The organism is Pseudomonas flexibilis (assembly GCF_000802425.1).
GTDB classification, from domain to species: Bacteria; Pseudomonadota; Gammaproteobacteria; order Pseudomonadales; family Pseudomonadaceae; genus Serpens; species Serpens flexibilis.
Genome location: NZ_JRUD01000020.1, coordinates 1 through 22,799 on the forward strand (window position 1 = coordinate 1; position 22,799 = coordinate 22,799).

The 22,799-nt window shown below is 68.9% G+C and carries 18 protein-coding genes; 5 read left to right on the top strand and 13 right to left on the bottom strand.

The genetic code is table 11. The annotated features are described in order from the left end of the window. Positions 1-202 precede the first annotated feature (202 nt). Complete coding sequence (gene rluB / locus SF06_RS13060; RefSeq protein WP_039561907.1) at positions 203-1,552, top strand: 23S rRNA pseudouridine(2605) synthase RluB; 1,350 nt, start codon at positions 203-205, stop codon at positions 1,550-1,552. Positions 1,553-1,606: 54 nt separating this feature from the next. Here rluB and SF06_RS13065 read toward each other — a convergent pair whose 3' ends face one another. From SF06_RS13065 to SF06_RS13105, 9 genes are all read right to left on the bottom strand, one after another. Then, the gene (locus tag SF06_RS13065; RefSeq protein WP_039561912.1) at positions 1,607-2,347 is read right to left on the bottom strand and encodes a YciK family oxidoreductase; all 741 of its coding nucleotides are present in this window, start codon (positions 2,345-2,347) and stop codon (positions 1,607-1,609) included. A 32-nt stretch (positions 2,348-2,379) separates the two neighbouring features. Further along, positions 2,380-3,051: an N-acetylmuramic acid 6-phosphate phosphatase MupP gene (gene mupP / locus SF06_RS13070; protein ID WP_027591359.1), complete on the bottom strand. Its 672-nt coding sequence runs from the start codon at positions 3,049-3,051 to the stop codon at positions 2,380-2,382. Further along, positions 3,051-3,749, bottom strand: a complete 699-nt coding sequence (gene ubiG, locus SF06_RS13075) for a bifunctional 2-polyprenyl-6-hydroxyphenol methylase/3-demethylubiquinol 3-O-methyltransferase UbiG (RefSeq protein WP_027591358.1) — start codon at positions 3,747-3,749, stop codon at positions 3,051-3,053. The genes mupP and ubiG overlap by 1 nt, the downstream gene beginning before the upstream one ends. Positions 3,750-3,901: 152 nt before the next feature. Next, positions 3,902-5,065, bottom strand: a complete 1,164-nt coding sequence (locus SF06_RS13080; RefSeq protein WP_052199820.1) for an acyl-CoA dehydrogenase family protein — start codon at positions 5,063-5,065, stop codon at positions 3,902-3,904. 221 nt (positions 5,066-5,286) lie between these two features. Continuing rightward, positions 5,287-6,288, bottom strand: a complete 1,002-nt coding sequence (locus SF06_RS13085) for an ABC transporter substrate-binding protein (protein WP_039561914.1) — start codon at positions 6,286-6,288, stop codon at positions 5,287-5,289. 128 nt (positions 6,289-6,416) lie between these two features. Further along, the gene (locus SF06_RS13090; protein ID WP_076380910.1) at positions 6,417-7,178 is read right to left on the bottom strand and encodes an SDR family NAD(P)-dependent oxidoreductase; all 762 of its coding nucleotides are present in this window, start codon (positions 7,176-7,178) and stop codon (positions 6,417-6,419) included. A 9-nt stretch (positions 7,179-7,187) separates the two neighbouring features. Further along, positions 7,188-8,054, bottom strand: a complete 867-nt coding sequence (locus SF06_RS13095) for an ABC transporter permease (protein ID WP_039561917.1) — start codon at positions 8,052-8,054, stop codon at positions 7,188-7,190. Beyond that, on the bottom strand, positions 8,051-8,908 hold the full coding sequence (locus SF06_RS13100) for an ABC transporter ATP-binding protein (protein ID WP_039561919.1): 858 nt from the start codon (positions 8,906-8,908) through the stop codon (positions 8,051-8,053). The genes SF06_RS13095 and SF06_RS13100 overlap by 4 nt, the downstream gene beginning before the upstream one ends. A gap of 14 nt (positions 8,909-8,922) precedes the next feature. Beyond that, positions 8,923-9,810, bottom strand: a complete 888-nt coding sequence (locus SF06_RS13105; RefSeq protein ID WP_039561923.1) for a TauD/TfdA dioxygenase family protein — start codon at positions 9,808-9,810, stop codon at positions 8,923-8,925. A gap of 251 nt (positions 9,811-10,061) precedes the next feature. On the opposite strand from SF06_RS13105, the gene SF06_RS13110 reads away from it, so the two are divergent. Further along, positions 10,062-11,387 carry an erythromycin esterase family protein gene (locus SF06_RS13110; RefSeq protein ID WP_039561925.1) on the top strand — a complete coding sequence of 442 codons (1,326 nt, stop codon included), beginning with the start codon at positions 10,062-10,064 and terminating at the stop codon, positions 11,385-11,387. Positions 11,388-11,391: 4 nt separating this feature from the next. Here SF06_RS13110 and SF06_RS13115 read toward each other — a convergent pair whose 3' ends face one another. Genes SF06_RS13115 through SF06_RS13125 form a run of 3 tightly spaced genes read right to left on the bottom strand, consistent with a single transcriptional unit; the run spans position 11,392 to position 16,019 of the window. After that, on the bottom strand, positions 11,392-12,951 hold the full coding sequence (locus SF06_RS13115; protein ID WP_039561927.1) for an FGGY-family carbohydrate kinase: 1,560 nt from the start codon (positions 12,949-12,951) through the stop codon (positions 11,392-11,394). Then, positions 12,948-14,522, bottom strand: coding sequence for a glycerol-3-phosphate dehydrogenase/oxidase (locus SF06_RS13120; protein WP_039561928.1), 1,575 nt, complete (start codon positions 14,520-14,522; stop codon positions 12,948-12,950). Before SF06_RS13120 ends, SF06_RS13115 begins: the two co-directional genes overlap by 4 nt. A 3-nt stretch (positions 14,523-14,525) precedes the next feature. Then, entirely contained in the window at positions 14,526-16,019 is a 1,494-nt protein-coding gene (locus tag SF06_RS13125; RefSeq protein ID WP_039561933.1) for an FAD-binding oxidoreductase, read from the bottom strand. A 117-nt stretch (positions 16,020-16,136) separates the two neighbouring features. Here SF06_RS13125 and gliR point away from each other — a divergent pair, with 117 nt between their 5' ends. Further along, complete coding sequence (gene gliR, locus SF06_RS13130) at positions 16,137-17,159, top strand: AraC family transcriptional regulator GliR (RefSeq protein WP_039561935.1); 1,023 nt, start codon at positions 16,137-16,139, stop codon at positions 17,157-17,159. A 7-nt stretch (positions 17,160-17,166) separates the two neighbouring features. On the opposite strand, the gene SF06_RS13135 is transcribed toward gliR, so the two are convergent. Continuing rightward, positions 17,167-18,507: a TRZ/ATZ family hydrolase gene (locus SF06_RS13135; protein WP_039561938.1), complete on the bottom strand. Its 1,341-nt coding sequence runs from the start codon at positions 18,505-18,507 to the stop codon at positions 17,167-17,169. 300 nt (positions 18,508-18,807) lie between these two features. Here SF06_RS13135 and mtnA point away from each other — a divergent pair, with 300 nt between their 5' ends. Both mtnA and gyrA read left to right on the top strand, forming a co-directional pair. Then, complete coding sequence (gene mtnA / locus SF06_RS13140; protein WP_039561941.1) at positions 18,808-19,869, top strand: S-methyl-5-thioribose-1-phosphate isomerase; 1,062 nt, start codon at positions 18,808-18,810, stop codon at positions 19,867-19,869. A 134-nt stretch (positions 19,870-20,003) separates the two neighbouring features. Then, a complete protein-coding gene (gene gyrA, locus SF06_RS13145; protein ID WP_039561944.1) occupies positions 20,004-22,727 on the top strand; it encodes a DNA gyrase subunit A in 2,724 nt (907 codons plus the stop codon). Positions 22,728-22,799: the final 72 nt, after the last annotated feature.

Here is a 22,799-nt window from a genome sequence, read left to right on the forward strand (position 1 = left end):
TACAAGCGGACTTGTCCGCGAGCTTTTCCGGTGGTTGCGCCCGGCCAGCGCCCCTGGCCGGGCGCCCCTAGCCGGGTGCCCCTAGCCGGGCGCCCAAAAGCTCGCGAATGAATTCGCTCCCACAGGTTCGGTGCGGTGCCGTTTCATTGCGTGTATGATTCGCGCCCCCTATATCGGACCCGCTACACCGGGAGGTGCCCAGATGACCGATCAGAACCAAGACCAATTCCCCCAACCCGTTTCCGGCGAGAAGCTGCAGAAGGTCCTGGCGCGCCTGGGCCTCGGCTCGCGCCGTGACATCGAGGGCTGGATCAGCGCCGGACGCATCAAGGTCAACGGCCAGGTCGCCACCCTTGGCCAGCGCATCGAACCGCACGACAGTATCCAGCTGGATGACCGCAGCCTGCGCCTGGACGAAGCCGCCCAGGTGGTGCGCCGCGTGCTCATCTACAACAAGCCCGACGGTGAAGTCTGCACCCGCAGCGATCCGGAAGGTCGCCCGACCGTGTTCGACCGCCTGCCGCGCCTGCAGAGCGGCCGCTGGATCAACATCGGTCGCCTCGATCTGAACACCACCGGCCTGCTGCTGTTCACCACCGACGGTGAGCTGGCCAACCGCCTGATGCACCCGTCCTACGAGATGGACCGCGAGTACGCGGTGCGTGTGCGTGGCGAGGTCACCGAAGAGATGATCGAGACCCTGAAGGCCGGCGTCATGCTCGAGGACGGTCCGGCCAAGTTCACCGACATCCAGGAAGCCCCGGGTGGCGACGGCCTGAACCGCTGGTTCCATGTGGTGGTGATGGAAGGCCGCAACCGCGAAGTACGCCGCCTGTGGGAATCCCAGGGTGTGGTGGTCAGCCGTCTGAAGCGCGTGCGCTTCGGGCCGGTGTTCCTCACCTCCGAACTGATCATGGGCCGCTGGCGCGAAATGACCCAGAAGGAAGTCGACATCCTCAGTGAGGAAGTCGGCCTGACCCCGGTGGCCTTGCCGGAAGTCACCACCAAGTTCCGCGAGCGCATGGAGCGCCTGCAGAAGAAGTCCGCCAAGCCGCTGAGCCCCAGCGAGCGCCCGGGTCGCCACAAGCCGCGCCGTGACGACGCCCGGCCTGCCCGCCCGGGGCGTTCCGAGGTGGCCGAACGTCCCGGCGACGTCAAGCGCAAGCCCCGTCCGCAGGGTGACCGTCCGTTCGACAGCGAGCGCAAGCCGCGCCCGCAAGGCGACCGTCCGTTTGCCGGTGAGCAACGCAAGCCGCGCCCGCAAGGCGACCGCCCGTTTGCCGGTGAGCAGCGCAAGCCGCGTCCGCAGGGCGACCGCCCGTTCGATGGCGAGCGCAAGCCGCGCCCGCAAGGTGACCGTCCGGCTGCCGGTGAGCAGCGCAAGCCGCGTCCGCAGTCGGAGCGTCCGGCCGACAAGCGTCCGGCCCGTCCGAATGCCGATCGTCCGGCTCAGGGTGAGCGTCCGGCCAAGCCGCGTCCGAAGGCTCCGGTGAATCGCCGCAGCGTGCCGGCCGGCGAAGGCATGCGCCCCGGCTTCGATCGCAAGCGCTAAGCCAGCCGCCCATGAAAAACCCGCCATCAGGCGGGTTTTTTATTTCAACCGGGATTACTGCGCGTCGAACGCCTTGCCATTCACGCCCTTGCTGTCCGGCCCCATCAGGTACAGGTACACCGGCATGATCGCTTCCGGGGTCGGCAGGGTCAGCGGGTCTTCGCCCGGGTAGGCCTTGGCGCGCATGTCGGTGCGGGTGGCGCCGGGGTTGACGCTGTTGGCGCGCACCGGGGCGATGCCGTCCACCTCGTCGGCCAGTAGCTGCATCAGCCCTTCGTTGGCGAACTTGGACACCGCATAGCCACCCCAGTAGGCGCGGCCCTTACGGCCCACGCTGCTGGAGGTGAACACCACCGAGGCGTCCTCGGAGAGCTTGAGCAGCGGCAGCAGCGTGCTGGTCAGCATGAACACGGCGTTGACGTTCACCTGCATGACACGCATGAAGTTGTCGCCGGACAGCTGCTCCAGCGGCGTCAGCGGACCGAGGATCGAGGCGTTGTGCAGCAAGCCGTCCAGGCGGCCGAATTCGCGCTCGATGGTCGCCGCCAGTTCGTCGTACTGGTGTGGCAGGGCGGTTTCCAGATTGAACGGAATGCTCACCGGCTCGGGATGGCCGGCGGCGACGATCTCGTCGTAGACGCGATCCAGGTTTTCCTCTGTCTTGCCCAGCAGCAGCACGGTGGCACCGTGGGCGGCGTAGGCCTTGGCGGCCGCGGCGCCGATGCCGCGACCGGCGCCGGTAACCAGGATGATCCGGCCCTTGAGCAGATCGGGACGGGCGGTGTATTCGAACATGACTCGGTCTCTCTACAGAAAAGGATACGGACTCAGCAGCCGCACAGCGCCTGGTCGATGACCTTGCGCAGCTCCAGCGGGTGGTCGATCACCGCGTCGGCGCCCCAGTTGCCGGGATTGTCCTCGGGGTGGATGTAGCCGTAGCGCACCGCCACCGTGCGCGTGCCGGCGGCCTGGCCGGCCTCGATGTCGCGGCGGTCGTCGCCGACGAACAGCACGGCGGACGGCTCGATGTCCATCTGCTGGCAGGCCAGCAGCAGCATGTCCGGGTGCGGCTTGCTGCGCGGCACATGGTCCGGGCACAGCAGCACCGCCGAGCGTTCGGCGAGCCCCAGGCCGCGCATGATGGGCTCGGCGAAGCGCAGTGGCTTGTTGGTGGCCACGCCCCACACCAGCCGGGACTTTTCCAGGTCGTCCAGCAGCTCGCCCATGCCGTCGAACAGGCAGGTCTCCACGGCGCAGTGATCCTGGTAGCGCTCGAGGAATTCCTGGCGCAGCGGCTCGAAGGCTTCGTCCAGCGGCGACATGTCGAAGGTGGCGGCCACCATGGTGCGGGCACCGCCGGAGACCACGTCGCGGATTACCGCGTCCGCCACCGGCGGCAGGCCGCGCTCGCGGCGCATGGCCTGGCACACGGCGATGAAGTCCGGCGCCGTGTCCAGCAGGGTACCGTCCATGTCGAACAGAACAGCGCGCAAGCGCATCAGGCCTCCTTGAGGGTCTGGATCATGTAGTTGACGTCCACGTCGTTCTCCAGCTTGTAGTGCTTGGTGAACGGGTTGTAGGTCAGGCCGATCATGTCCTTCACTTCCAGGCCGGCGGCGCGGCTCCAGGCACCCAGCTCCGAGGGGCGGATGAACTTCTTGAAGTCATGGGTGCCACGCGGCAGCAGGCGCAGCAGGTACTCGGCGCCGAGGATGGCGAAGGCGTAGGCCTTGGGATTGCGGTTGATGGTCGAGAAGAACACCTGGCCGCCGGGCTTGACCAGCGTGTGACAGGCGCGGATCACCGAGGCCGGGTCCGGCACGTGCTCGAGCATCTCCAGGCAGGTGACCACGTCGTATTCGCCGGGCTGCTCTTCGGCCAGGGCCTCGGCGGTGATCTGTCGGTATTCCACTTCGACGCCGGATTCCAGCTGGTGCAGCTGAGCGACGCCCAGCGGCGCCTCGCCCATGTCGATGCCGGTCACCGTGGCGCCCCGGCGGGCCATGGCCTCGCTGAGGATGCCGCCGCCGCAGCCGACGTCCAGCACCTTCTTGCCGGCCAGGCCGACGCGCTCGTCGATCCAGTTGACGCGCAGCGGGTTGATCTCGTGCAGCGGCTTGAACTCGCTCTCCATGTCCCACCAGCGGTGGGCGAGGGCTTCGAACTTGGCGATTTCGGCGCGATCGACGTTGCTCATGACGGTTTCCCTGAAACTGGCGCCGCAGCCGGCGGCGGAAAAAGGTCGACATGATGCCAGTTTATTCAAGGGCTTGCCCAATGCGGCACCGTTGATCCCGGTCTTGAGCCGGGCAGTGCGGCCATCGGTCGCAGCGGCGCCGTGCGCCCCGTTCACGCGTAGAACTGCGGATTGGGCCACTCGCCCTTGAGGCGCCAGCGCCCCAGCTGGTTGAGCTTGTAGTCGAGCGGGTCGTGCAGAGTGTGGGTGCGGGCATTGCGCCAGAAGCGGTCGAGGGCCTCGGCATGCCCGGTGCCGCGTGCACCGGTCATTTCGAACAGTTCCTGGCTGGCCGTCAGGCTGACCTGGTGGGCCAGCACCTTGGCGCGGGCGATGGCGATGGAGACTTCGCCGCGCTCATCGCCGGTCAGTGCTGCGCCTTTTTCGTAGGCCAGGGTCAGCAGCTCGGCAGCGCGGTCGGCGGCGGCGGTGGCGCCGGCCGTTTGGGCATCCAGCAGGCCGACGCGGTTCTGCTGGAACGGGTCGTCCGTCCGTTGATCGACGCCGGCGCTGATCCAGGCGCGAGATTCGCGCACGGCGCCGATGCCGGTGGTGAGGGCACCTTCGGCAATCCCGGCATACAGGTTGACCAGCACCAGCTGGGCGAAGCAGTTGCGCAGGGTGTGGGCCGGTGCCGGCGCCACATCCGGCTGCTTGAGCACCTGCTCCCGGGGCAGGAACACGTCCTCGAAGACCACCGAAATGCTGTCGGTCTGACGCTGGCCGATGGTGTTCCAGTCGTCCAGTTGCTTCGTGCTGGCGGTCGGGGTCACGGCCAGCAGGGGGAAGGGCTGGCCTTCGACGTGGGCCGCGAGGGTCATCCAGTCCGAACCGCGGGCGCCGGAGCAGAACGACTTGATGCCGCTCAGCCGATAGCCGCCGGCCACCGGCGTGGCGATCAGGCGCTTGTCCAGCGGGTTCATGGCGTTGCCCCACCAGAGGCCCTGTTCGCGTGTCGGGATCAGCAGGGCGTCATGCTGCGTGGTGCTGCCGTAGATCAGCACGGTGATCACCTGCAGGTGGTGAAAGGCCAGGACGTGGGCCAGGGCGCTGTCCACCGCGGCCAGGCGGCGGATGGTGCGGTACAGATCAGGCCAGGGCAGTTGGTCTCCGCCCCGGGCCTTGGGGATGCTCAGGCTGAGCAGGCCGGCGTCGCGCAGTTGCGCCTTTTCGGCGGCAGCGTGCCCGCCGGCCCGGTCGCGCTGGGCGGCGCTGGCAGCGAAGCCGGGCAGCAGGGCTTCCAGGCGGGGTTCGTGGAAGTGAGGTGAAAGGCTCATCGATGCTCCAAAGCTTTCCGATGGGGAAGCGTAGGGCGGCCAGCGCTGTGCTGGCCGCCCTACGCGTGGTGCCGGCGCGATGGTGGACAAGAAAACGTTGTCCACCCTATGGTTGCAACGCGCACCGGCCTCGTAGGGCGATCGGCGTTATTTCCGGCCGCCGCTGCGGCTTGCACCGATGTCGCGTCGGTGGCCAAGGTTTTGCCTTGACCACCCTGCGATCAACTGCCGGAACGCGCGTGCACGGCCGGGAAGAAGTAGTCCTTCCAATCGTTCGGCTGCTGCTTGAGGATGCCCAGCTCGTGCATCTTGCGGGCGTACACGAAGGTGCGCTGCGGGGTGATGGTGAACTCCACTTCCGGGTCCAGAACGACCTTCTTCAGGAATGCCGGGTCCAGGCGCGAGTTCTGCTGGCGGATATAGATGGCCACGGCCTCGTCCGGGTTGGCCTTCACGAAGCCTTCCGCCTCTTCCAGCGCCTTGTAGAAGGCGCGGTAGGTCTTCGGATTCTGGTTGTGGAATTTCTCGGTGGTGTACAGCACGTTCATGGTGCCCGGCCCGCCGAGCACGTCATAGGAGCTGAGCAGCTTGCGCACCTTGGGGTTTTCCAGTGCCTGGTACTGGAACGGCGCGGACGAGAAGTGCGCGGTGATTTCCGAGGCGCCGGTCAGCAGCGCCGCCGTGGCATCCGGGTGCGGCAGGCTGATGGTGATCGGATCGAAGCGCTTGAACTGCTCGTTGCCATAGCGCTCGGCGGCGGCGATCTGCAGGGTGCGCGGCTGGAAGCCGACGATGGCCGAGGGCACGGCGATGCGGTCCTTCTCGGTGAAGTCGTCCAGCGACTGGATGGCCGGGTTGTTGGTCAGCAGGTAGCTGGGGATCGAACCCAGCGCGGCGATGCCCTTGATGTTCTGTCGGCCATGGGTACGGTCCCACAGGCCGAGCATCGGTGGGGTGCCGGCGGTGACCACGTCGAGCGCGCCGGCCAGCAGCGCCTCGTTCATGGCGGCGGCGCCGGAGATCTGTTTCCACTCCACGTGGATGTCGACGCCTTCGGCCCTGCCGTGCTTTTCGATCAGTTTCTGGTCACGCGCCACGTCCAGCAGCAGGTAGGCGATGCCGAACTGCTGCGCCAGGCGCAGGGTGCCTTCGGCCTGGGCGGCGGAAGTGGTCAGTAGCGTTGCGGACAGCAGGCCGATGCCGGCCAGGTTCTTCAGTTTCATTTCAAGACCTCGGATCAGAGCGTTCTGGGTGCAGAAGCCATGATCCGGCGGTCCGGTCTCATGGGCGTTTCAGGTTCTGTGCGACAAGCCTGCGCTCGGCTGCCTTGTCGTACCGAACCTATGAAGGATCAGTCGCGGTCGACGGAAAAGTTCGACCAGGCCTGGCGGGTCGGCATGACTTCCAGGCGATTGATGTTGATGTGGTCGGGCAGGGTGGCCACGTAGAAGATCTGCTCGGCGATGTCCTGGGCGGTCAGCGGCGTGGTGCCGCGGTACAGTCGGTCGGAGGCCGCCTGGTCGCCCTTGGTGCGCACCAGGGTGAACTCGGTTTCGGCCATGCCGGGGGCGATGTCGGTGACGCGCACGCCGGTGGCGATCAGGTCGCAGCGCAGGTTGTAGCTGAACTGCTGCACGAAGGCCTTGCTGGCGCCGTACACATGGCTGCCCGGGTAGGGCCACTGGCCGGCCACCGAGCCCAGGTTGACGATGCTGGCGCCCGCGCCGGTGGCGATCAGGGTCGGCAGCAACGCGTGAGTGACATTCACCAGGCCCTTGATGTTGGTGTCGATCATGGTGTGCCAGTCAGCCAGGTCCACGTGCTGGGCGGCTTGCGGCGCCAGGGCCAGGCCGGCGTTGTTGATCAGGGCTTTCACCTGACGCAAGCCTGTCGGCAGCCCGGCGACGACCTGGCGCACGGCCTGTTCGTCACGCACATCCAGGGCGGCGATGTGCACCGGTACCTGCGCGCCCAGCTCGTCCTGCAGGGCCTGCAGGCGCTCCAGACGGCGGCCGGTGAGCACCAGCGACCAGCCGGCAGCGGCGAAGCGCCGTGCGCTGGCGCGGCCGAAGCCGGAGGTGGCTCCGGTGATGAAGACGATATTGCTCATCATGGGGGTTCCTTAGCGTTGCATGCCCCAGCGCTTGATGGTGATGCGCTCGAGGCCGTTGAAGATCAGGTTTTCCACCAGCAGGCCGATGAGGATCACCACCGTCAGGCCGGCAAACACGTTGTCGGTGTAGAGCTCGTTGCGGTTCTGGTAGATGTACCAGCCCAGGCCGCCCTGGCCGGACGAGGCGCCGAACACCAGCTCGGCGGCGATCAGCGTGCGCCAGGCGAAGGCCCAGCCCACCTTGAGGCCGGAGAGGATCGCCGGCAGGGCCGCCGGCACCAGGATCAGGGCCACGAAGCGCACGCCCTTGAGGCCGTAGTTGCGGCCGGCCATGCGCTGGGTTTCCGACACGCCGAGAAAGCCGGCGTAGGTGTTCAGGGCCATCGGCCAGAGCACCGAGTGCACCAGCACGAAGATCAGGCTGCCTTCGCCCAGGCCGAACCACAGCAGCGCCAGCGGCAGCAGCGCGATGGCCGGCAGCGGGTTGAGCATTGAAGTCAGCGTGGACAGCAGGTCGCGGCCCAGTTGTGTGGACACCGCCAGGGTGGTCAGCCCGAAGGCCAGCAGGATGCCGATCAGGTAGCTGCGCAGCAGCACGTCCAGCGAGGCGGCCGACTTGACCAGCAGCTCGCCGCTGGCCAGGCCGTTGAACAGCGCTTCGGCGGTCTGCAGAAAACCGGGCAGCAGCAGGTCGTTGTCCTGGTTGCGGGCCACCAGCTCCCAGATCACCGCGAGGACGATCAGGATCAGACCCTTGCGGAGCCAGCCGTACTGCCACAGGCGGGTGGCCAGCGGCAGGGTGTGCTCCAGTGGTTTCTCGGTGAAGGGCGCCAGCGCGATCTCATACTCGGGGCGCGAAGGGATGTGTGCCGTCATGGAGCGCTCCTCAATAAGACAGCGGTGTCCTGGTAGGCGGATTCGGCAGGCGCCGACTCGTTGAACAGCAGGCGGTGGATGCGCTGGGCGGCGGCCTGGAAGGCCTCGCTGCCGGAACTGGTCAGGTCGAACTGTTCGGAATTGATCTCCGCGCGCACCCGGCCCGGATGGGGCGAGAGCAGCAGGATGCGGTTGCCGACGATCAGCGCCTCCTCGATGGAGTGGGTGACGAACAGCAGCGTGAAGTTCACGTCGCGCCACAGCGCCAGCAGCTCTTCCTGCATCTTGCGGCGGGTCAGCGCATCCAGCGCGGCGAACGGCTCGTCCATCAGCAGGATCTTCGGCTGCATGGCCAGCGCGCGTGCGATGGCCACGCGGGCCTTCATGCCGCCGGAGAGGGTGTGCGGGTAGGCATCCGCGAAGCTGCCCAGGCCGACCTTGTGGATGTACAGCACCGCCCGTGCCTCGGCCTCGGCCCGGGTGACGGTGCGCGAGGCCAGCAGCGGAAACATCACGTTCTGCTTGACCGTCTTCCACGGCAGCAACTGGTCGAACTCCTGGAACACCACGATGCGGTCGGCGCCCGGGCCGTCGATGCGCTGGCCGGCCAGGCGCATTTCGCCCTCCTGGGGTTGCAGGAAGCCGGCCGCTGCCTTGAGCAGCGTGGATTTGCCGCAGCCCGACGGGCCGAGCAGGATGAAACGATCACCCGGATCGACGGCGAAACTCACCTGGTGCGTGGCCCGCACGCTGCGCTCGGCGGTACGGTATTCGAGGCTGACACCATCGACTTCCAGCAGGGTGGTGGTCGAGGCGGCACGTAATAGGGAGGGTGCGGGGGTAAAGGCATTCATGACCGGCTCCTGACTCAAAACGGCACATCGCCCTGGATGGTGGTGCGGTGCATGCGGCGACGCAGGTGGCTGGGGCAGCCGGTGGCCAGGTGGATCAGGGCGCGGTTGTCCCAGAACACCAGATCGTTGGCCTGCCATTGGTGGCGGTAGATGAATTCCGGCCTGGCGCTGTGGGTATAGAGCTCCTTGAGCAGGTCGCGGCTTTCGTCGGCCGGCAGGTCGAGGATGTGGGTGGTGAAGTTCTCGTTGACGAACAGCCCCTTGCGGCCGGTTTCCGGGTGGGTGCGCACCACCGGGTGGATGGCGGGTTTCACCTGGGCGAGCTGCTCGGCGGTCAGGGTAGGGCGTTGCACGCCGGCGAACACCTCGTCGTTGTAGCGGGCAACGTAGGAATGCGCCGCACGCTTGCCTTCCAGCAGCTTCTTTACCTCGGCCGGCAAGGTGTCATAGGCCGCCTGCTGCGAGGCGAACAGGGTGTCGCCGCCTTCGGCAGGCAGCTCCTGGGCGTAGAGCATCGAGCCCAGGCTGGGGATGTCCTTGTAGGACAGGTCCGAGTGCCAGAACTTGCCGGCATCGCCCAGCCCGACCGGCTGACCGTTCTCGATGACGTTGGAGATGATGAAGATTTCCGGGTGTCCGGCCAGCAGGAACTGGCGCAGCACGTGGATCTGCAGCTCGCCGAAGCGACGGCTGAAGGCGATGTGCTGTTCGGGTGTCAGCTGCTGGTCACGAAAGACCAGTACCCCGTGGTCGAGGTGGGCGCGATGCACGCGGGCGAAGTCAGCGTCGTTCAGCGGACGGGCCAAGTCGATACCGACGATTTCTGCGCCGAGCGCGGCATTGAAGGGGCGGATTTCGAACGACTGAGTAGGTGCGGAAAAAAGAGGGGCTACCGCATTCATGGGAAGGCTCCTTGCGAAAATCGGATGAAAATCGCAGGGCACGTCGAGTCGCATGCGTGCCCTGGCACGAATGCGCGGCTCAACGGTTTGCCTATGAGTACGCGGCTTATGGGTGGCGAATATACGGATATAAGAATTTCGAAAGAAATTCTTTTTATTCATATAGATATGCTGGCCAAACAGTGTCGGTGAGCCGGATGTCCCGGATGAGGAACACCGGCCAATCCGCCGAGTCATCCGCGAACGTACCGATGAGGGCCGCTCGCATGTCCCGCACCTCAGACGAAGCCCTGCTCGCCGCGCTGCTGCGCCGCCACGCCGAGCCGCTGCCGGCGCTGGACGATCCGGAGTTCGCCGCCGCCTTCGACCGCTTCGGAGACGCGCGGGTGGTGCTGATCGGCGAGGCCAGCCATGGCACCTCGGAGTTCTACCGCGCCCGTGCGGCTATCAGTCGCAGGCTGATCGAGCGGCATGGCTTCTCCATCGTCGCGGTGGAAGGCGACTGGCCGGATGCCGCCGCCGTGGATGCCTGGGCGCGCGGGCGAACGCTGCACGACTGGCGGCAGACGGCCTTTCGGCGCTTTCCGCTGTGGATGTGGCGCAACCGTGAAGTGGACGGCTTCGTGCGCTGGCTGCGTGACTTCAACCAGGGCGCCGAACGGCCTGTGGAGTTTCGCGGGCTGGATGTCTACAGCCTCGGCGCCTCGCTGGAAGCCGTGCTGCGTTATCTGGATGGCCGCGACCCCGACGCCGCGCAGCGTGCCCGTCGGCGCTACGGCTGCCTGACGCCCTGGCAGGACGAGCCGGCCGCTTACGGCCAACAGGTGACCCTGGCGGGTGAGCCGTCCTGTGAGCAGGCGGTGGTGGAGCAGCTGCGCGAGCTGCTGGCGCTGCGCCTGCAGGACCTGCAAGCGGACGACGAGGCGTTCTTCCACGCCGAGCGCAACGCCCGGGTGGTGCTGGCCGCCGAGCAGTACTACCGGGCCATGTACCGGGGCGCCACGGCCTCTTGGAACCTGCGCGACCGGCACATGTTCGAGACCCTACGGGCGCTGCTGGAGCATCGCGGCCCCGACGCCAAGGCGCTGGTCTGGGCGCACAACTCGCACCTGGGCAACGCCGGCGCCACCGAGATGGGCTGGAGCGGGCAGACCAACCTGGGCGAGCTGTGCCGCACCGCCTTCGGCCGCGACGCGGTGCTGATCGGCCAGTCCACCGACCGGGGCGAGGTGGCCGCCGCCGACAACTGGGACGAGCCGATGCAGGTCAGGTCAGTGCTGCCCTCCCGGGCCGACAGTTGGGAACGGCTGTTCCTGCAGGCCGGCCAGTCCACCGCGCTGTATGACTGGCGCGGCCCCGGGCGCGCCGAGCTGCGCGCGGCCTTGCTGGAGCCAAGACTGGAGCGGGCCATCGGCGTCATCTACCGGCCGCGCACCGAGCGGGTCAGCCATTACTTCCATGCCGAGCTGGGGGAACAGTTCGACGCCTGGCTGTGGTTCGAGGAGACCCGGGCGGTCAAGCCGCTGCACGGCCCGAGCGAGCCGGGCGTGCCCGACACCTGGCCGTTCGCCGAGTGAGCCGTCAGGGCGGGTAGCCGGTGATCTCGCGGATGCTGCGGTACAGCGGCCGCAGCTGTCGGTACATGCGCAGGTAGACCTCGCGATACAGCCGTTCGTAGGTCGCCGCCGCCTGCGGGTTCGGCGTGAACAGCCGGCCGGGGCGGGTCATGGCGGCGATGGCCGTGGGAAAGTCCGGGTGCAGGCCCAGGCCCACCGCGCAATCGATGGCCGCGCCCAGCCCGGAGGTCTCGTACAGGTGCGGGCGCTCGGCCGGCAGGTTGAAGATGTCGGCGGTCAGCTGCATGGCGGCGTCGCTCTGCGAACCGCCGCCGGACACGCGCAGGCGCTCGATGCGCGTGCCGGAGCGCCGTTCGATGCGCTCCTTGCCCTGGCGCAGCCCGTAGGCCAGGCCTTCGAGAATGGCGCGGTACAGGTGCGCGCGGGTGTGCACGTCGCCGAAGCCGATGATCGCGCCCTTGGCCTCCAGGCCCGGTTCGCGGATGCCCGGCGACCAGAACGGCTGCAGGGTCAGACCCATGGCGCCGGGCGGCACGCGCTCGACCAGTTCGTCGAACAGCGTCTCGGCCTCCACGCCCAGTTCCAGGCCGCGCTGGCGCTCCAGGTGGCCGAACTGCTCCTTGAACCAGCTGACCATCCAGAAGCCGCGAAACAGCATCACCTCGGTGTTGAAGTGGTCGGGCAGCGCGGCCGGATACGGCGGGAGCGGCGGGTTGATCTCCAGGTAGCGGGCGCGGGTGGTGTTGATGGTCGCCGTGGTGCCGTAGGACAGGCAGGCGATGCGCGGGTCCACGCCGCCGGCGCCGAGCACTTCGCAGGCCTTGTCGGCGGCCGCGGCGATCAGCGGCAGGCCCTCGGGAATGCCGGTGTGGGCGCTGGCGGCGGCGGTGATGCGGCCCAGCGCTTCGCCCGGCTTGACCAGCTCCGGCAGCATCGCCGGGGTGACCGGCAGCGCCTGCCACTTCCAGTCGCCAGGGCGCGCCCAGCACAGGCGGCGGTAGTCGAACGGCAGGTAGGCCACGCAGCTGCCCACCGAATCGACGAAGCGCCCGCACAGCCGGTGGGTGAGGAACCCGGAGAGCAGCAGGAACTTGTCGGTGCGCGCCCAGATCTCCGGCTGCTGGGCGGCGATCCAGTTGGCCTCGGCCTGGCTGCGGAAGTGGTCGACGGTGTCCTCGACGCGCAGCGCCCGGAACAGCCAGCCCCACGGGCCGCGGATGCGCCCCTGCGGCGGGCTGCGGCGCTGGTCGAGCCAGAGGATCGCCGGACGCAGCGGTCGGCCGTCGGCGTCGACGTTGATCAGCGTGCCGCGCTGGGTGGTCAGCGCCACCCCGGCGATCAGGCCGCGGTCGACGCCGGTCGCCTGCCACAGCCGCCGGCAGGCCTCGCCCAGGCTCTGCCAGTAGTACTCCGGGTCCTGCTCGGCCCAGCCGGGCTGCGCGGCGTAGTAGGGCTCGAGTTCCACCTTGCCCTTGCCGAGCAGGTTGCCGGCCAGGTCGAAGAGCAGCGCGCGCACGCTCTGGGTGCCGTTGTCGATGGCCAGCAGGTAGCGCGGCGCGCTCATGCTCGCTCTCCCGGCCCGTAACAGGTCTGCCACAGCTGCTGGTAGTCGCGCAGCTCGCGCAGCCAGCGCGCGTCGCTCCAGCCCAGGCGCGGCTGGCACAGCGCGCGGATGTCCGCCAGCAGCTCGGCGCCGCCGCGTGGCAGCAGCAGGCCCAGGCGGGTGCGGCGCAGCAGCAGGTCATCCAGGTGCAGCACCAGTTCGTCCTCGCAGGCCAGCGCCAGCTCCGCCCACAGCGTGGGCGTGGCGCCGACCCGTTCGCTTCCGAGCTCAGCCAGCAACTCGGCCAGGCGTGGCAGCCGATGACCGTGGCGTCCTGCCAGGCGACGGTGCTGGCTCCGGCACAGGCCGGGCAGGGTGACGGGGGGCGGGGCGCGAAACAGCGGCGCTTCGCTGACATTGAGGGTTTCCCCGCGCTGCGCCGCGCAGGCGCGCAGCACCTCCAGGGCGAGCAGGCGGAAGGTGGTGAGCTTGCCGCCGGCCAGGGTCACGCAGCCCGGCTCGCTCCACAGCGTGTGTTCACGCTTTTCGTCGGAAGGCCGCCGGCGCGAAGGCGCGGCGGCGCCGACCACCGGACGCACGCCGGCCCAGGTGGAGAGGATGTCCGCGTGGCGGATGGCGGCGCCCGGCAGCACCTGGTGGCAGGCGGCGAGCAGGTAATCGATTTCCGCGGGGCTGATGCGTGCCTCCTGTTCCAGCGTGTCGTCGTGATCCAGGTCGGTGGTGCCGATCACCGTGGCGCCTTCCCAGGGGAAGACGAACACCGGGCGGCCGTCCCGGGCGTGGCGGAAACTCAGCGCCTGGGCCGCCGGCAGGCGCCAGGCCGGCAGCAGCAGGTGGCTGCCGCGCAGCGGACGGATGTCGCGGCTGCCGCGCAACTGGTCGCTCCAGGCGCCGGTGGCCAGGGCCAGCATGCGGCTGCGCAGGGTCAGGCGCTGGCCGCGCTCGCGGTCCTCGGCGAGCAGCCCGACCACCCGCCCGCCGTCGCGCAGCAACTCGACCACGCGCACGCCGTTGAGCGCCTGGCCACCGGCGGCGCGCGCCTCCTGCAGCACGCGCAGCACCAGTCGCGCGTCGTCGGTGACGGCGTCGCCGAAGCGGCTGGCGCCGAGCAGGACGGGGTCGTCCAGGCCGGGCGCCAGGCAGGCCAGTTCGCCGGCCGGGTGATAGCGGCGCTGGCGCTGGCCGGCCAGGGCGTCGTAGACGCCGAGCAGGCCGCCGAACAGGCGCGGCCCGGGAAAGCGGCCCCGGTAATGGGGGAACAGGAAGGGCAGCGGCTCGACCAGCCCGGGCAGTTCGTCGAGCAACCGCTGGCGTTCGCGCACCGCGTCGCGGGTCAGCCCCAGCCGACCCTTGGCCAGGTAGCGCAGGCCGCCGTGCACCATCTTCGACGAGCGGCTGGAGGTGCCCCAGGCGAAGTCGCGCTGCTCGAGCAGCAGGCAGCGCCAGCCGCGCCGGGCGGCCTCGCGGAGGATGCCGGCGCCGGTGATGCCGCCGCCGACCACGATCAGGTCCCATTCGCTGGCGGCCAGCTCGGGCAGCAGCGCGTCGCGCCAGGCGGCGTTCCAGGCCATGGTTCAGTCCTCCAGCAGCACGCCGGGGGCCAGGCGCTGGTCGGGATCGAAGTGCCGCGCCAGACTGCGCAGCGCCGCCAGGCCCAGCGGACCCTTTTCGTGTTCCAGATAGGGGGCGTGGTCGCGGCCGACGCCATGCTGGTGGCTGATGGTGCCGCCGTGGCGGGCGATGGCCTGGCTGGCCGCGTGCTTGAGCACCCGCCAGCGCGCCAGCGCGGTGGCGTAGTCCGGCCCCGGGCGGAACAGGTAGGTGGTGTACAGGCTCGAGCCCTGGCCGTAGACGTGCGACAGGTGGGTGAACACGTGCACGCGCTCGCCCTGGTCGGCCAGGCCGTGGCGCAGGTAGGGGAAGCGGAAGCGTCCCTCGGCCCACTTGCGGCCGAGCAGGGTGCCGGTGAACACCGCGCCGAAGCGCTTGAGCAGGCGCCGGGTCTGGCGCAGCGACAGGGCGTTCTGGCGGCGCTCGCCGGTCACCCCGAAGGTCAGCAGGCACTTGCCGGCGCCGGCGCCGCGCAGCGCCAGGTAGCGCTCCAGCAGGGCGATCTGCCGCGGGTGGCCGGCCAGCGCCAGCTGGGTTTCGGTCTCGATCGGGTTGGACAGGCGCAGCATCGACAGCGGAATGCGCGCCTGGGCCAGGGCGCGCACGCCGGCCAGGGCGCGCGGCCAGTCGGGCAGGAACACCGCGTAGAAACGCTCCTGCTCGGCCAGCGGGTTGACCCGCACCCTGACTTCGGAAATCACCCCGAAGCGGCCCTCGCTGCCCAGCACCAGCTCGCGCAGGTCGGGACCGGCGGCCGAGGCCGGGAAGGTCGGCAGCTGCAGGCTGCCGGCGAAGGTTTCCAGGGTGCCGCCGGCGAACAGCTGCTCGATGCGCCCGTAGCGCAGCGACTGCTGGCCGCTGGAGCGGCTGGCCACCCAGCCGCCGAGGGTGGACAGTTCCCAGGACTGCGGGAAGTGGCCGAGGGTGTAGTCCCGCGCGCGCAGCTGGGCTTCCACCTGCGGACCGTTGGCGCCGGGGCCGAAGGTGGCGATGCGGCTCTCCTCGTCCAGGTCGAGCAGCTGGGTCATGCGCGCCAGCGACAGGGTCAGCACCGGTCGCGGCGAGGCGGCCGGGTTGATGTGTCCGGCCACCGAGGTGCCGCCGCCGTAGGGAATCACCACGGCGTCCTGCTGCCGCGCCCAGTCCAGCAGTGCGCGGATCTGCGCCGGGGTTTCCGGCAGGCCCACCGCGTCGGGGAACACGCCAAACGCGCCGGAGCGCATCGCCAGCCAGTCCGGCAGGCTCTGGCCACGGGCGTGGCGCATGCGCGCCTCGGCGTCGCGGGTGATCAGCGGGTGCTCGGGCAGGCGCGACGGCGGCACCTGGGCGAGCACCTCGGCGAGGCTGGCGTCGGCCAGCGGCTGGCCCGGCCCGAGTCGGGCGGCGAGGAACGCCGCGCCGGCGTCCGGCAGATGCACCTCGGTGCGTTCGTCTCCCCATCCGTTCCAGCGGCGCATGCCCGGTTCCCCTCTTGTCGGCCTCGCGTGTCGGCTGCCTATACTAGCCAGCCGCCCGCGCCGGTCACTGTCCGATCCGGCCAGGCCCATTCGCCAATCGAGCCAAACCACGACCGCATGCACACTCTCGGCTACACGGCGGTGCCCGTCCTGCTCAAGTACCTCAGTCACGCCCAGGCGCTGGGCCTGGATTGCGCGGCGGCGCGGGAGGCCGCCGGGCTGAGCGCCGAGTGCCTGGCCGACAACGGCCAGCGGGTGCCCAGCGAACAGCACGAGCGCCTGCTCGAACACCTGCTGCGGCAGTCCGCCGATCCGCTGTTCGGCCTGCACGCCGCGCGCCATGTGCAGCCCGGCTCCTGGAGCGTTCTGGGCTACATCACCATGAACTGCGCCACCCTCGGCGAGGCGATGGCGCGCATCCTGCCCTACGAGCGGCTGGTCGGCGACATGGGCACCAGCCGCATCGACAACCGGGGTGACCAGGTGTGCCTGAGCTGGCACTGCCGCCACCCGCACCAGCCGGTGCGCCGGCACCTGATCGAGAACGTGCTGGCCTCCTGGCTGCATTACGCGCGCTGGATCGCCGGGGTTGAGCATTCGCCCGCCGAGGTGCACCTGGAGCATGCGCTGCCGGCCGGCTGCCGGGTCGAGGACTACCAGCGGGTGTTCGGCTGTCGGGTGCTGTTCGAGCAGCCGCACAGCGCGCTGCTGGTGCCGGGCGACTACCTGCGCCTGCCGCTGCGCCAGGCCGACGCCGGCCTGCTGCGGGCCCTGGAGGCGCACGCCATGGGCCTGCTCGATAGCCTGGAGGACGATCAGCCGTTGCCGCTGCGGGTCCGCGCGGTGCTGCGCGAGATGCTCCGGGACGGGCTGCCGGGCAAGGAACGGGTGGCCGCGCGGTTCCACATGACCCCGCGCACCCTGCAACGCCACCTGCAGGCGGCTGACACCAGCTACCAGGCGATCCTCGATCAATTGCGCCGCGAGCTGGCCGAGCATTACCTGCGCCATGACGACCTGCCGATCCAGGACATCGCCTGCTACCTGGGCTTCGGCGAGCCGCGCTCGTTCCATCGCAGCTTCAAGCAGTGGACCGGGCAGACGCCGGGGGAGTATCGCCAGCGGCTCCTCAAGCGCTGAGTCGCGTTCAGCGACGCGGCGTGGCGCGTCCGGCAGCGATCTTCGCGCCCCAGGCGCGGGCGGTGACCGCCAGGCGTTCCTCGTCGAGGCGTGTCAGCCGGCCGTCGTCGAGCAGCTGCTTGCCGCCCACCCACACATGCCGCACGCAATGCCGGCTGCCGGTATAGATCAGCTGCGACACCGGGTCGTAGACCGGCTGCTGGTACAGGCCGGACAGGTCGAAGGCCGCCAGGTCGGCCCACTTGCCGACCTCCAGCGAGCCACAGTCGTGCTCCAGGCCCAGCGCCCGGGCGCCGTTCAGGGTGGCCATGCGCAGCGCGCGGTGCGCGTCCAGGGCGCTGGCATCCTGGTGCACCGCCTTGGCCAGCAGGGCGGCGGTGCGGATTTCGCCGAGCAGGTCCAGGTCGTTGTTGCTGGCCGCGCCGTCGGTGCCGATGGCCACGTTGACGCCGGCCTGCCACAGGCGTTCCGCCGGGCAGAAGCCGCTGGCCAGCTTGAGGTTGGACTCCGGGCAGTGGATGACGCTGCTGTTGCTTTCCACCAGGCGCTGCAGGTCCTCGTCGTTCACCTGGGTCATGTGCACCGCCTGGAAGCGCGGGCCGAGCAGGCCCAGGCGCTGCAGGCGCGCCAGCGGCCGCTCGCCGTGGGTGTTCAGGCTCTGCTGCACTTCCAGCGCGGTCTCGTGCACGTGCATCTGGATGCTGGCGTCCAGCTGTTCCGCCAGCATCATCACCTGGCCCAGCTGTTCGTCGGTGACCGTGTAGGGCGAGTGCGGGCCGAATGCCGCCGACAGGCGCGGATGATGGCGCAGTTCGTCGAACAACTGCAGGGTCTGGCGCACCGCGTCGCCGGCATCCAGCGTTCCCGGCACGGCGAAATTCATCAGCGGCACGCAGAGCTGCGCGCGCACGCCGGCGCGGTGCGCCACCTCGCTGGTCACTCGCGGGTAGAAGTACATGTCGGAAAAGCAGGTCACGCCGCCCTTGAGCTGTTCGGCGATGGCCAGCTCGCTGCCGTCACGGATGAAATCCTCGTCCACCCACACCGATTCGGCCGGCCAGATATGGTCCTGCAGCCAGGGCAGCAGCGGCAGGTCGTCGGCCAGGCCGCGAAACAGGCTCATGGCGGCGTGGCCGTGGGCATTCACCAGCCCGGGGGCGAGCAGCATGCCGGGCAGCTCGCGCACCTCGCGGGCCTCCAGGCGCAGGGCCTGTTCGCGCGGGGCGAGCAGGGCGATGCGCCCGTCGCGGATGCCCAGCGCGTGATTCTTCAGCACCACGCCGGCCGGCTCCACCGGAACCACCCATTCGGGTAACAGAAGGAGGTCGAGCGGGGCGGCGGCGGGCATGGTGGCGTTCACAAAACCGATGGCAGGCCGGGCAGTGTACGGCTGCGCCGGGTGGGTTTGAAGGGGGGCGGCAATACGGCGCGGGCCCCGTGCGAGCGAACTTATTCGCGAGCTTCCGGGGGCTGCGCGAAAAGCTCGCGGACAAGTCCGCTCCGACAGAAGAAGCAGTGCCCTGCACGGGACGCTGTGGGAGCGAATTCATTCGCGAGCTTTTGTGCGACCAAAGCAGCGGCCTGCGTAGGTGGCTGGGGCGTCGATGTGCGTATAATCCGCGCCCTTTGTGTCGGGTGGGCGGTGGACATGCGTGAGCGATTGCTGGCGGCGGAACGGGTGAAGGCGCTTGAGTGGCGCGAGGGCCTCCTGCATGTGCTGGACCAGCGTCTGCTGCCGGCCCGGGAGACCTGGCTGGCGCTGGACAGCGCTGGCGCCGTGGCCGAAGCGATCCGCGAACGGGCCGTGTGCGGCGCGTCAGTCGTCGGTATCGCGGCGGCCTACGGCCTGGTGCTCGGCCTGCGCGCGCGGCTGGCTGCCGGTGGTGACTGGCAGGCGGCGCTGGAGGCGGATTTCCAGCACCTGCGTGACGCGCAGCCGGGATCCGCCTACCTGGATTGGGCATTGACCTGCCTGCGCAATCGCCTGCGGCGGCTGGCGCCCGGCGAAGATCCGCAGGCGGCGCTGGAAGCCGAGGCCGGCAGCATCCTGGCCAGCGACCGCGAGGCCAATCTGGCCATCGCCCAGTTCGGCCTGGAGCTGCTGCGCCGGCATGACGAAGGCGTGCATGCCGTGCTGACCCATGGCAACGCCGGCGCCCTGGCCAGCGGCGGCTTTGGCAGCGCCCTGGGCGTGATCCGCGCCGGTGCGCTGGACGGGCTGGTCGAGCAGGTCTTCGTGGGCGAGGGCCGTCCCTGGCTGCAGGGCTCGCGCCTGACCGCCTGGGAACTGCACGGCGACGGCGTGCCGACCACCGTATGCGTCGACGCGGCAGTGGGGCATGTGATGAAGAGCGAGCGCATCGGCTGGCTGATCGTCGGTGCCGAGCGCATCGCCGCCAACGGCGACGTGGCGGCCGCCATCGGCACCTATCCGCTGACCGTTCTGGCCATGCACCATGGCCTGCGGGTGATGGTGGCGGCACCCAGCGCCTGCATCGATCTGGGCCTCGAGCATGGCGATGACCTTCCCCTGGAAGAGCGTGCGGCGAGCGAGGTGCTCGATCCGGCCAATGGCATCGGTGTGCTCAATCCGGTGCTCGACGTGACGCCGGCCGATCTGATCGATGTCATCGTCACCGAGCGCGGCGTGATCGAGCGTCCCGATGCCGCGAAGCTGGCCGGGCTGATGTGCCGCAAGCGCCTGCATTGAAGGGCGCGCGCGTCACGCAACATCCCGCCCGGTAACGGAAAGTTGCGGCCTGGGTCCTGAAGCCTGACGCGGCAAGCTGTGATACCATCCCGCGCTTATTGCAGGACCCTGCTGACTAAAGGAACCAGGCTTCCATGGGCGAACTGGCCAAAGAAATCCTCCCGGTCAACATCGAAGACGAGCTGAAACAGTCCTACCTCGATTACGCGATGAGCGTCATCGTCGGCCGTGCACTGCCGGATGCCCGCGACGGCCTCAAGCCGGTGCACCGCCGGGTGTTGTTCGCCATGAGCGAGCTGGGCAACGACTGGAACAAGCCTTACCTGAAGTCGGCCCGTGTGGTCGGCGACGTGATCGGTAAATATCACCCTCACGGCGACTCGGCGGTGTACGACACCATCGTGCGCATGGCGCAGCCCTTCTCGCTGCGCTACCTGCTGGTGGACGGCCAGGGCAACTTCGGTTCGGTGGACGGCGACAGCGCCGCAGCCATGCGTTACACCGAAGTGCGCCGTACCAAGCTGGCCCACGAACTGCTGGCCGACCTGCACAAGGAAACCGTGGACTGGGTGCCCAACTACGACGGCTCCCTGCAGATCCCCGAAGTCCTGCCGACCCGGATTCCCGCCCTGCTGGTCAACGGCTCGGCCGGTATCGCCGTGGGCATGGCCACCAACATCCCGCCGCACAACCTGGGCGAGGTGGTGGACGGCTGCCTGGCGCTGATCGACAACCCGGAGCTGACCGTCGATGAGCTGATGCAGTTCATCCCCGGTCCGGACTTCCCCACCGCCGGCATCATCAACGGCCGCGCGGGCATCATCGAGGCCTATCGCACCGGCCGTGGCCGCGTGTACATGCGCGCCCGCGCCACCGTCGAGGACATGGACAAGGCCGGCAGCCGCCAGCAGATCGTAGTCACCGAGCTGCCCTACCAGCTGAACAAGGCGCGGCTGATCGAGAAGATCGCCGAGCTGGTGAAAGAGAAGAAGATCGAAGGCATCAGCGAGCTGCGCGACGAGTCCGACAAGGACGGCATGCGCATCGTCATCGAGCTGCGCCGGGGCGAAGTCGGCGAGGTGGTGCTCAACAACCTCTACGCCCAGACCCAGATGCAGAGCGTGTTCGGCATCAACAACGTGGCCCTGGTCGACGGCCAGCCGCGCCTGCTGAACCTCAAGGACATGCTCGAGGTGTTCGTGCGTCACCGCCGTGAAGTGGTGACCCGTCGGACCATCTTCGAACTGCGCAAGGCGCGCGAGCGCGGCCACATCCTGGAAGGCCAGGCCGTCGCCCTGTCGAACATCGACCCGGTCATCGAGCTGATCAAGAAGTCGCCGACCCCGGCCGAGGCCAAGGAGCGTCTGCTGGCCACCGGCTGGGAATCCTCCGCCGTGGAAGCGATGGTCGAGCGCGCCGGCGCCGATGCCTGCCGCCCCGAGGACCTGCCGGAAGAATTCGGCCTGCGCGACGGCAAGTACTACCTGTCGCCGGAGCAGGCCCAGGCCATCCTCGACCTGCGCCTGCACCGCCTGACCGGCCTGGAGCACGAGAAGCTGCTCGGCGAGTACCAGGAGATCCTCAATCAGATCGGCGAGCTGATCCGCATCCTGACCAACCCGCAGCGCCTGCTGGAGGTGATCCGCGAGGAGCTGGAGCAGGTGCGCAGCGAGTTCGGCGATGCGCGCCGCAGCGAAATCATGGCGTCCCACGCCGACCTGACCATCGCCGACCTCATTCCCGAGGAAGAGCGCGTGGTGACCATTTCCCACGGCGGCTACGCCAAGAGCCAGCCGCTGGCTTCCTATGAAGCCCAGCGCCGTGGCGGCAAGGGCAAGTCGGCCACCGGCGTGAAGGACGAGGACTACGTCGAGCACCTGCTGGTCGCCAACAGCCACGCCACGCTGCTGCTGTTCTCCAGCAAGGGCAAGGTCTACTGGCTGCGCACCTACGAGATTCCGGAAGCCTCGCGCACCGCGCGCGGACGGCCGCTGGTCAACCTGCTGCCGCTGGACGAGAACGAACGCATCACCGCCATGCTGCAGGTCGACCTGGAAGCGCTGCGTCAGCAGGCGCCGGAAGACGACGAGCTGGATGAGGTGGTCGAACACGACGAGGTCGAGGATCTGGCCGAGGGCGAAGAGGCCGGCGAAGCCGAAGAGGTCGTGACCGGCGCCTTCATCTTCATGGCCACCGCCAACGGCACCGTGAAGAAGACCCCGCTGGTGCAGTTCAGCAAGCCGCGCAGCAGCGGCCTGATCGCCCTGCGCCTGGAGGAGGGCGACACCCTGATCGCCGCCGCCATCACCGACGGCAGCCGCGAAGTGATGCTGTTCTCCGATGCCGGCAAGGTCATCCGCTTCAAGGAAGGCCACGTGCGCACCATGGGCCGTACCGCCCGCGGCGTGCGCGGCATGCGCCTGCAGGACGGCCAGCAGCTGATTTCCATGATCATTCCCGAGGGCGACGCGCAGATCCTCACTGCCTCCGAGCACGGTTACGGCAAGCGCACGCCGATCGACGAGTATCCGCAGCGCGGCCGGGGTGGCCAGGGCGTGATCGCCATGGTGACCAACGAGCGCAACGGCAAGCTGGTCGGCGCCATCCAGGTGCAGGACGGCGAGGAGATCATGCTGATCTCCGACCAGGGCACGCTGGTGCGGACCCGTGTCGACGAGGTGTCCAGCCTGAGCCGCAACACCCAGGGCGTCACCCTGATCAAGCTGGCCAAGGACGAGGTGCTGGTCGGCCTCGAACGTGTCCAGGAGCCGACCAACGTCGAGGATGACGCGCTCGAGGGCGAAGAGGACGCTGTGCCCGAAGCGGGCGAGGACGCCGACGAGGCGTCGGACGTTTAAGCGCACGTACGGGCGGCCAAGTGCCGCCCGTCGCGTTCCCGGGCAGCAGGCCGGGGAGACAAGAATTGACGG

Excerpts from the sequence above, each read along its gene's own strand:
- rluB (WP_039561907.1), top strand. The coding sequence starts at position 203 with ATGACCGATCAGAACCAAGACCAATTCCCCCAACCCGTTTCCGGCGAG.
- SF06_RS13065 (WP_039561912.1), bottom strand. The coding sequence starts at position 2,347 with ATGTTCGAATACACCGCCCGTCCCGATCTGCTCAAGGGCCGGATCATC.
- mupP (WP_027591359.1), bottom strand. The coding sequence starts at position 3,051 with ATGCGCTTGCGCGCTGTTCTGTTCGACATGGACGGTACCCTGCTGGAC.
- ubiG (WP_027591358.1), bottom strand. The coding sequence starts at position 3,749 with ATGAGCAACGTCGATCGCGCCGAAATCGCCAAGTTCGAAGCCCTCGCC.
- SF06_RS13080 (WP_052199820.1), bottom strand. The coding sequence starts at position 5,065 with ATGAGCCTTTCACCTCACTTCCACGAACCCCGCCTGGAAGCCCTGCTG.
- SF06_RS13085 (WP_039561914.1), bottom strand. The coding sequence starts at position 6,288 with ATGAAACTGAAGAACCTGGCCGGCATCGGCCTGCTGTCCGCAACGCTA.
- SF06_RS13090 (WP_076380910.1), bottom strand. The coding sequence starts at position 7,178 with ATGATGAGCAATATCGTCTTCATCACCGGAGCCACCTCCGGCTTCGGC.
- SF06_RS13095 (WP_039561917.1), bottom strand. The coding sequence starts at position 8,054 with ATGACGGCACACATCCCTTCGCGCCCCGAGTATGAGATCGCGCTGGCG.
- SF06_RS13100 (WP_039561919.1), bottom strand. The coding sequence starts at position 8,908 with ATGAATGCCTTTACCCCCGCACCCTCCCTATTACGTGCCGCCTCGACC.
- SF06_RS13105 (WP_039561923.1), bottom strand. The coding sequence starts at position 9,810 with ATGAATGCGGTAGCCCCTCTTTTTTCCGCACCTACTCAGTCGTTCGAA.
- SF06_RS13110 (WP_039561925.1), top strand. The coding sequence starts at position 10,062 with ATGAGGGCCGCTCGCATGTCCCGCACCTCAGACGAAGCCCTGCTCGCC.
- SF06_RS13115 (WP_039561927.1), bottom strand. The coding sequence starts at position 12,951 with ATGAGCGCGCCGCGCTACCTGCTGGCCATCGACAACGGCACCCAGAGC.
- SF06_RS13120 (WP_039561928.1), bottom strand. The coding sequence starts at position 14,522 with ATGGCCTGGAACGCCGCCTGGCGCGACGCGCTGCTGCCCGAGCTGGCC.
- SF06_RS13125 (WP_039561933.1), bottom strand. The coding sequence starts at position 16,019 with ATGCGCCGCTGGAACGGATGGGGAGACGAACGCACCGAGGTGCATCTG.
- gliR (WP_039561935.1), top strand. The coding sequence starts at position 16,137 with ATGCACACTCTCGGCTACACGGCGGTGCCCGTCCTGCTCAAGTACCTC.
- SF06_RS13135 (WP_039561938.1), bottom strand. The coding sequence starts at position 18,507 with ATGCCCGCCGCCGCCCCGCTCGACCTCCTTCTGTTACCCGAATGGGTG.
- mtnA (WP_039561941.1), top strand. The coding sequence starts at position 18,808 with ATGCGTGAGCGATTGCTGGCGGCGGAACGGGTGAAGGCGCTTGAGTGG.
- gyrA (WP_039561944.1), top strand. The coding sequence starts at position 20,004 with ATGGGCGAACTGGCCAAAGAAATCCTCCCGGTCAACATCGAAGACGAG.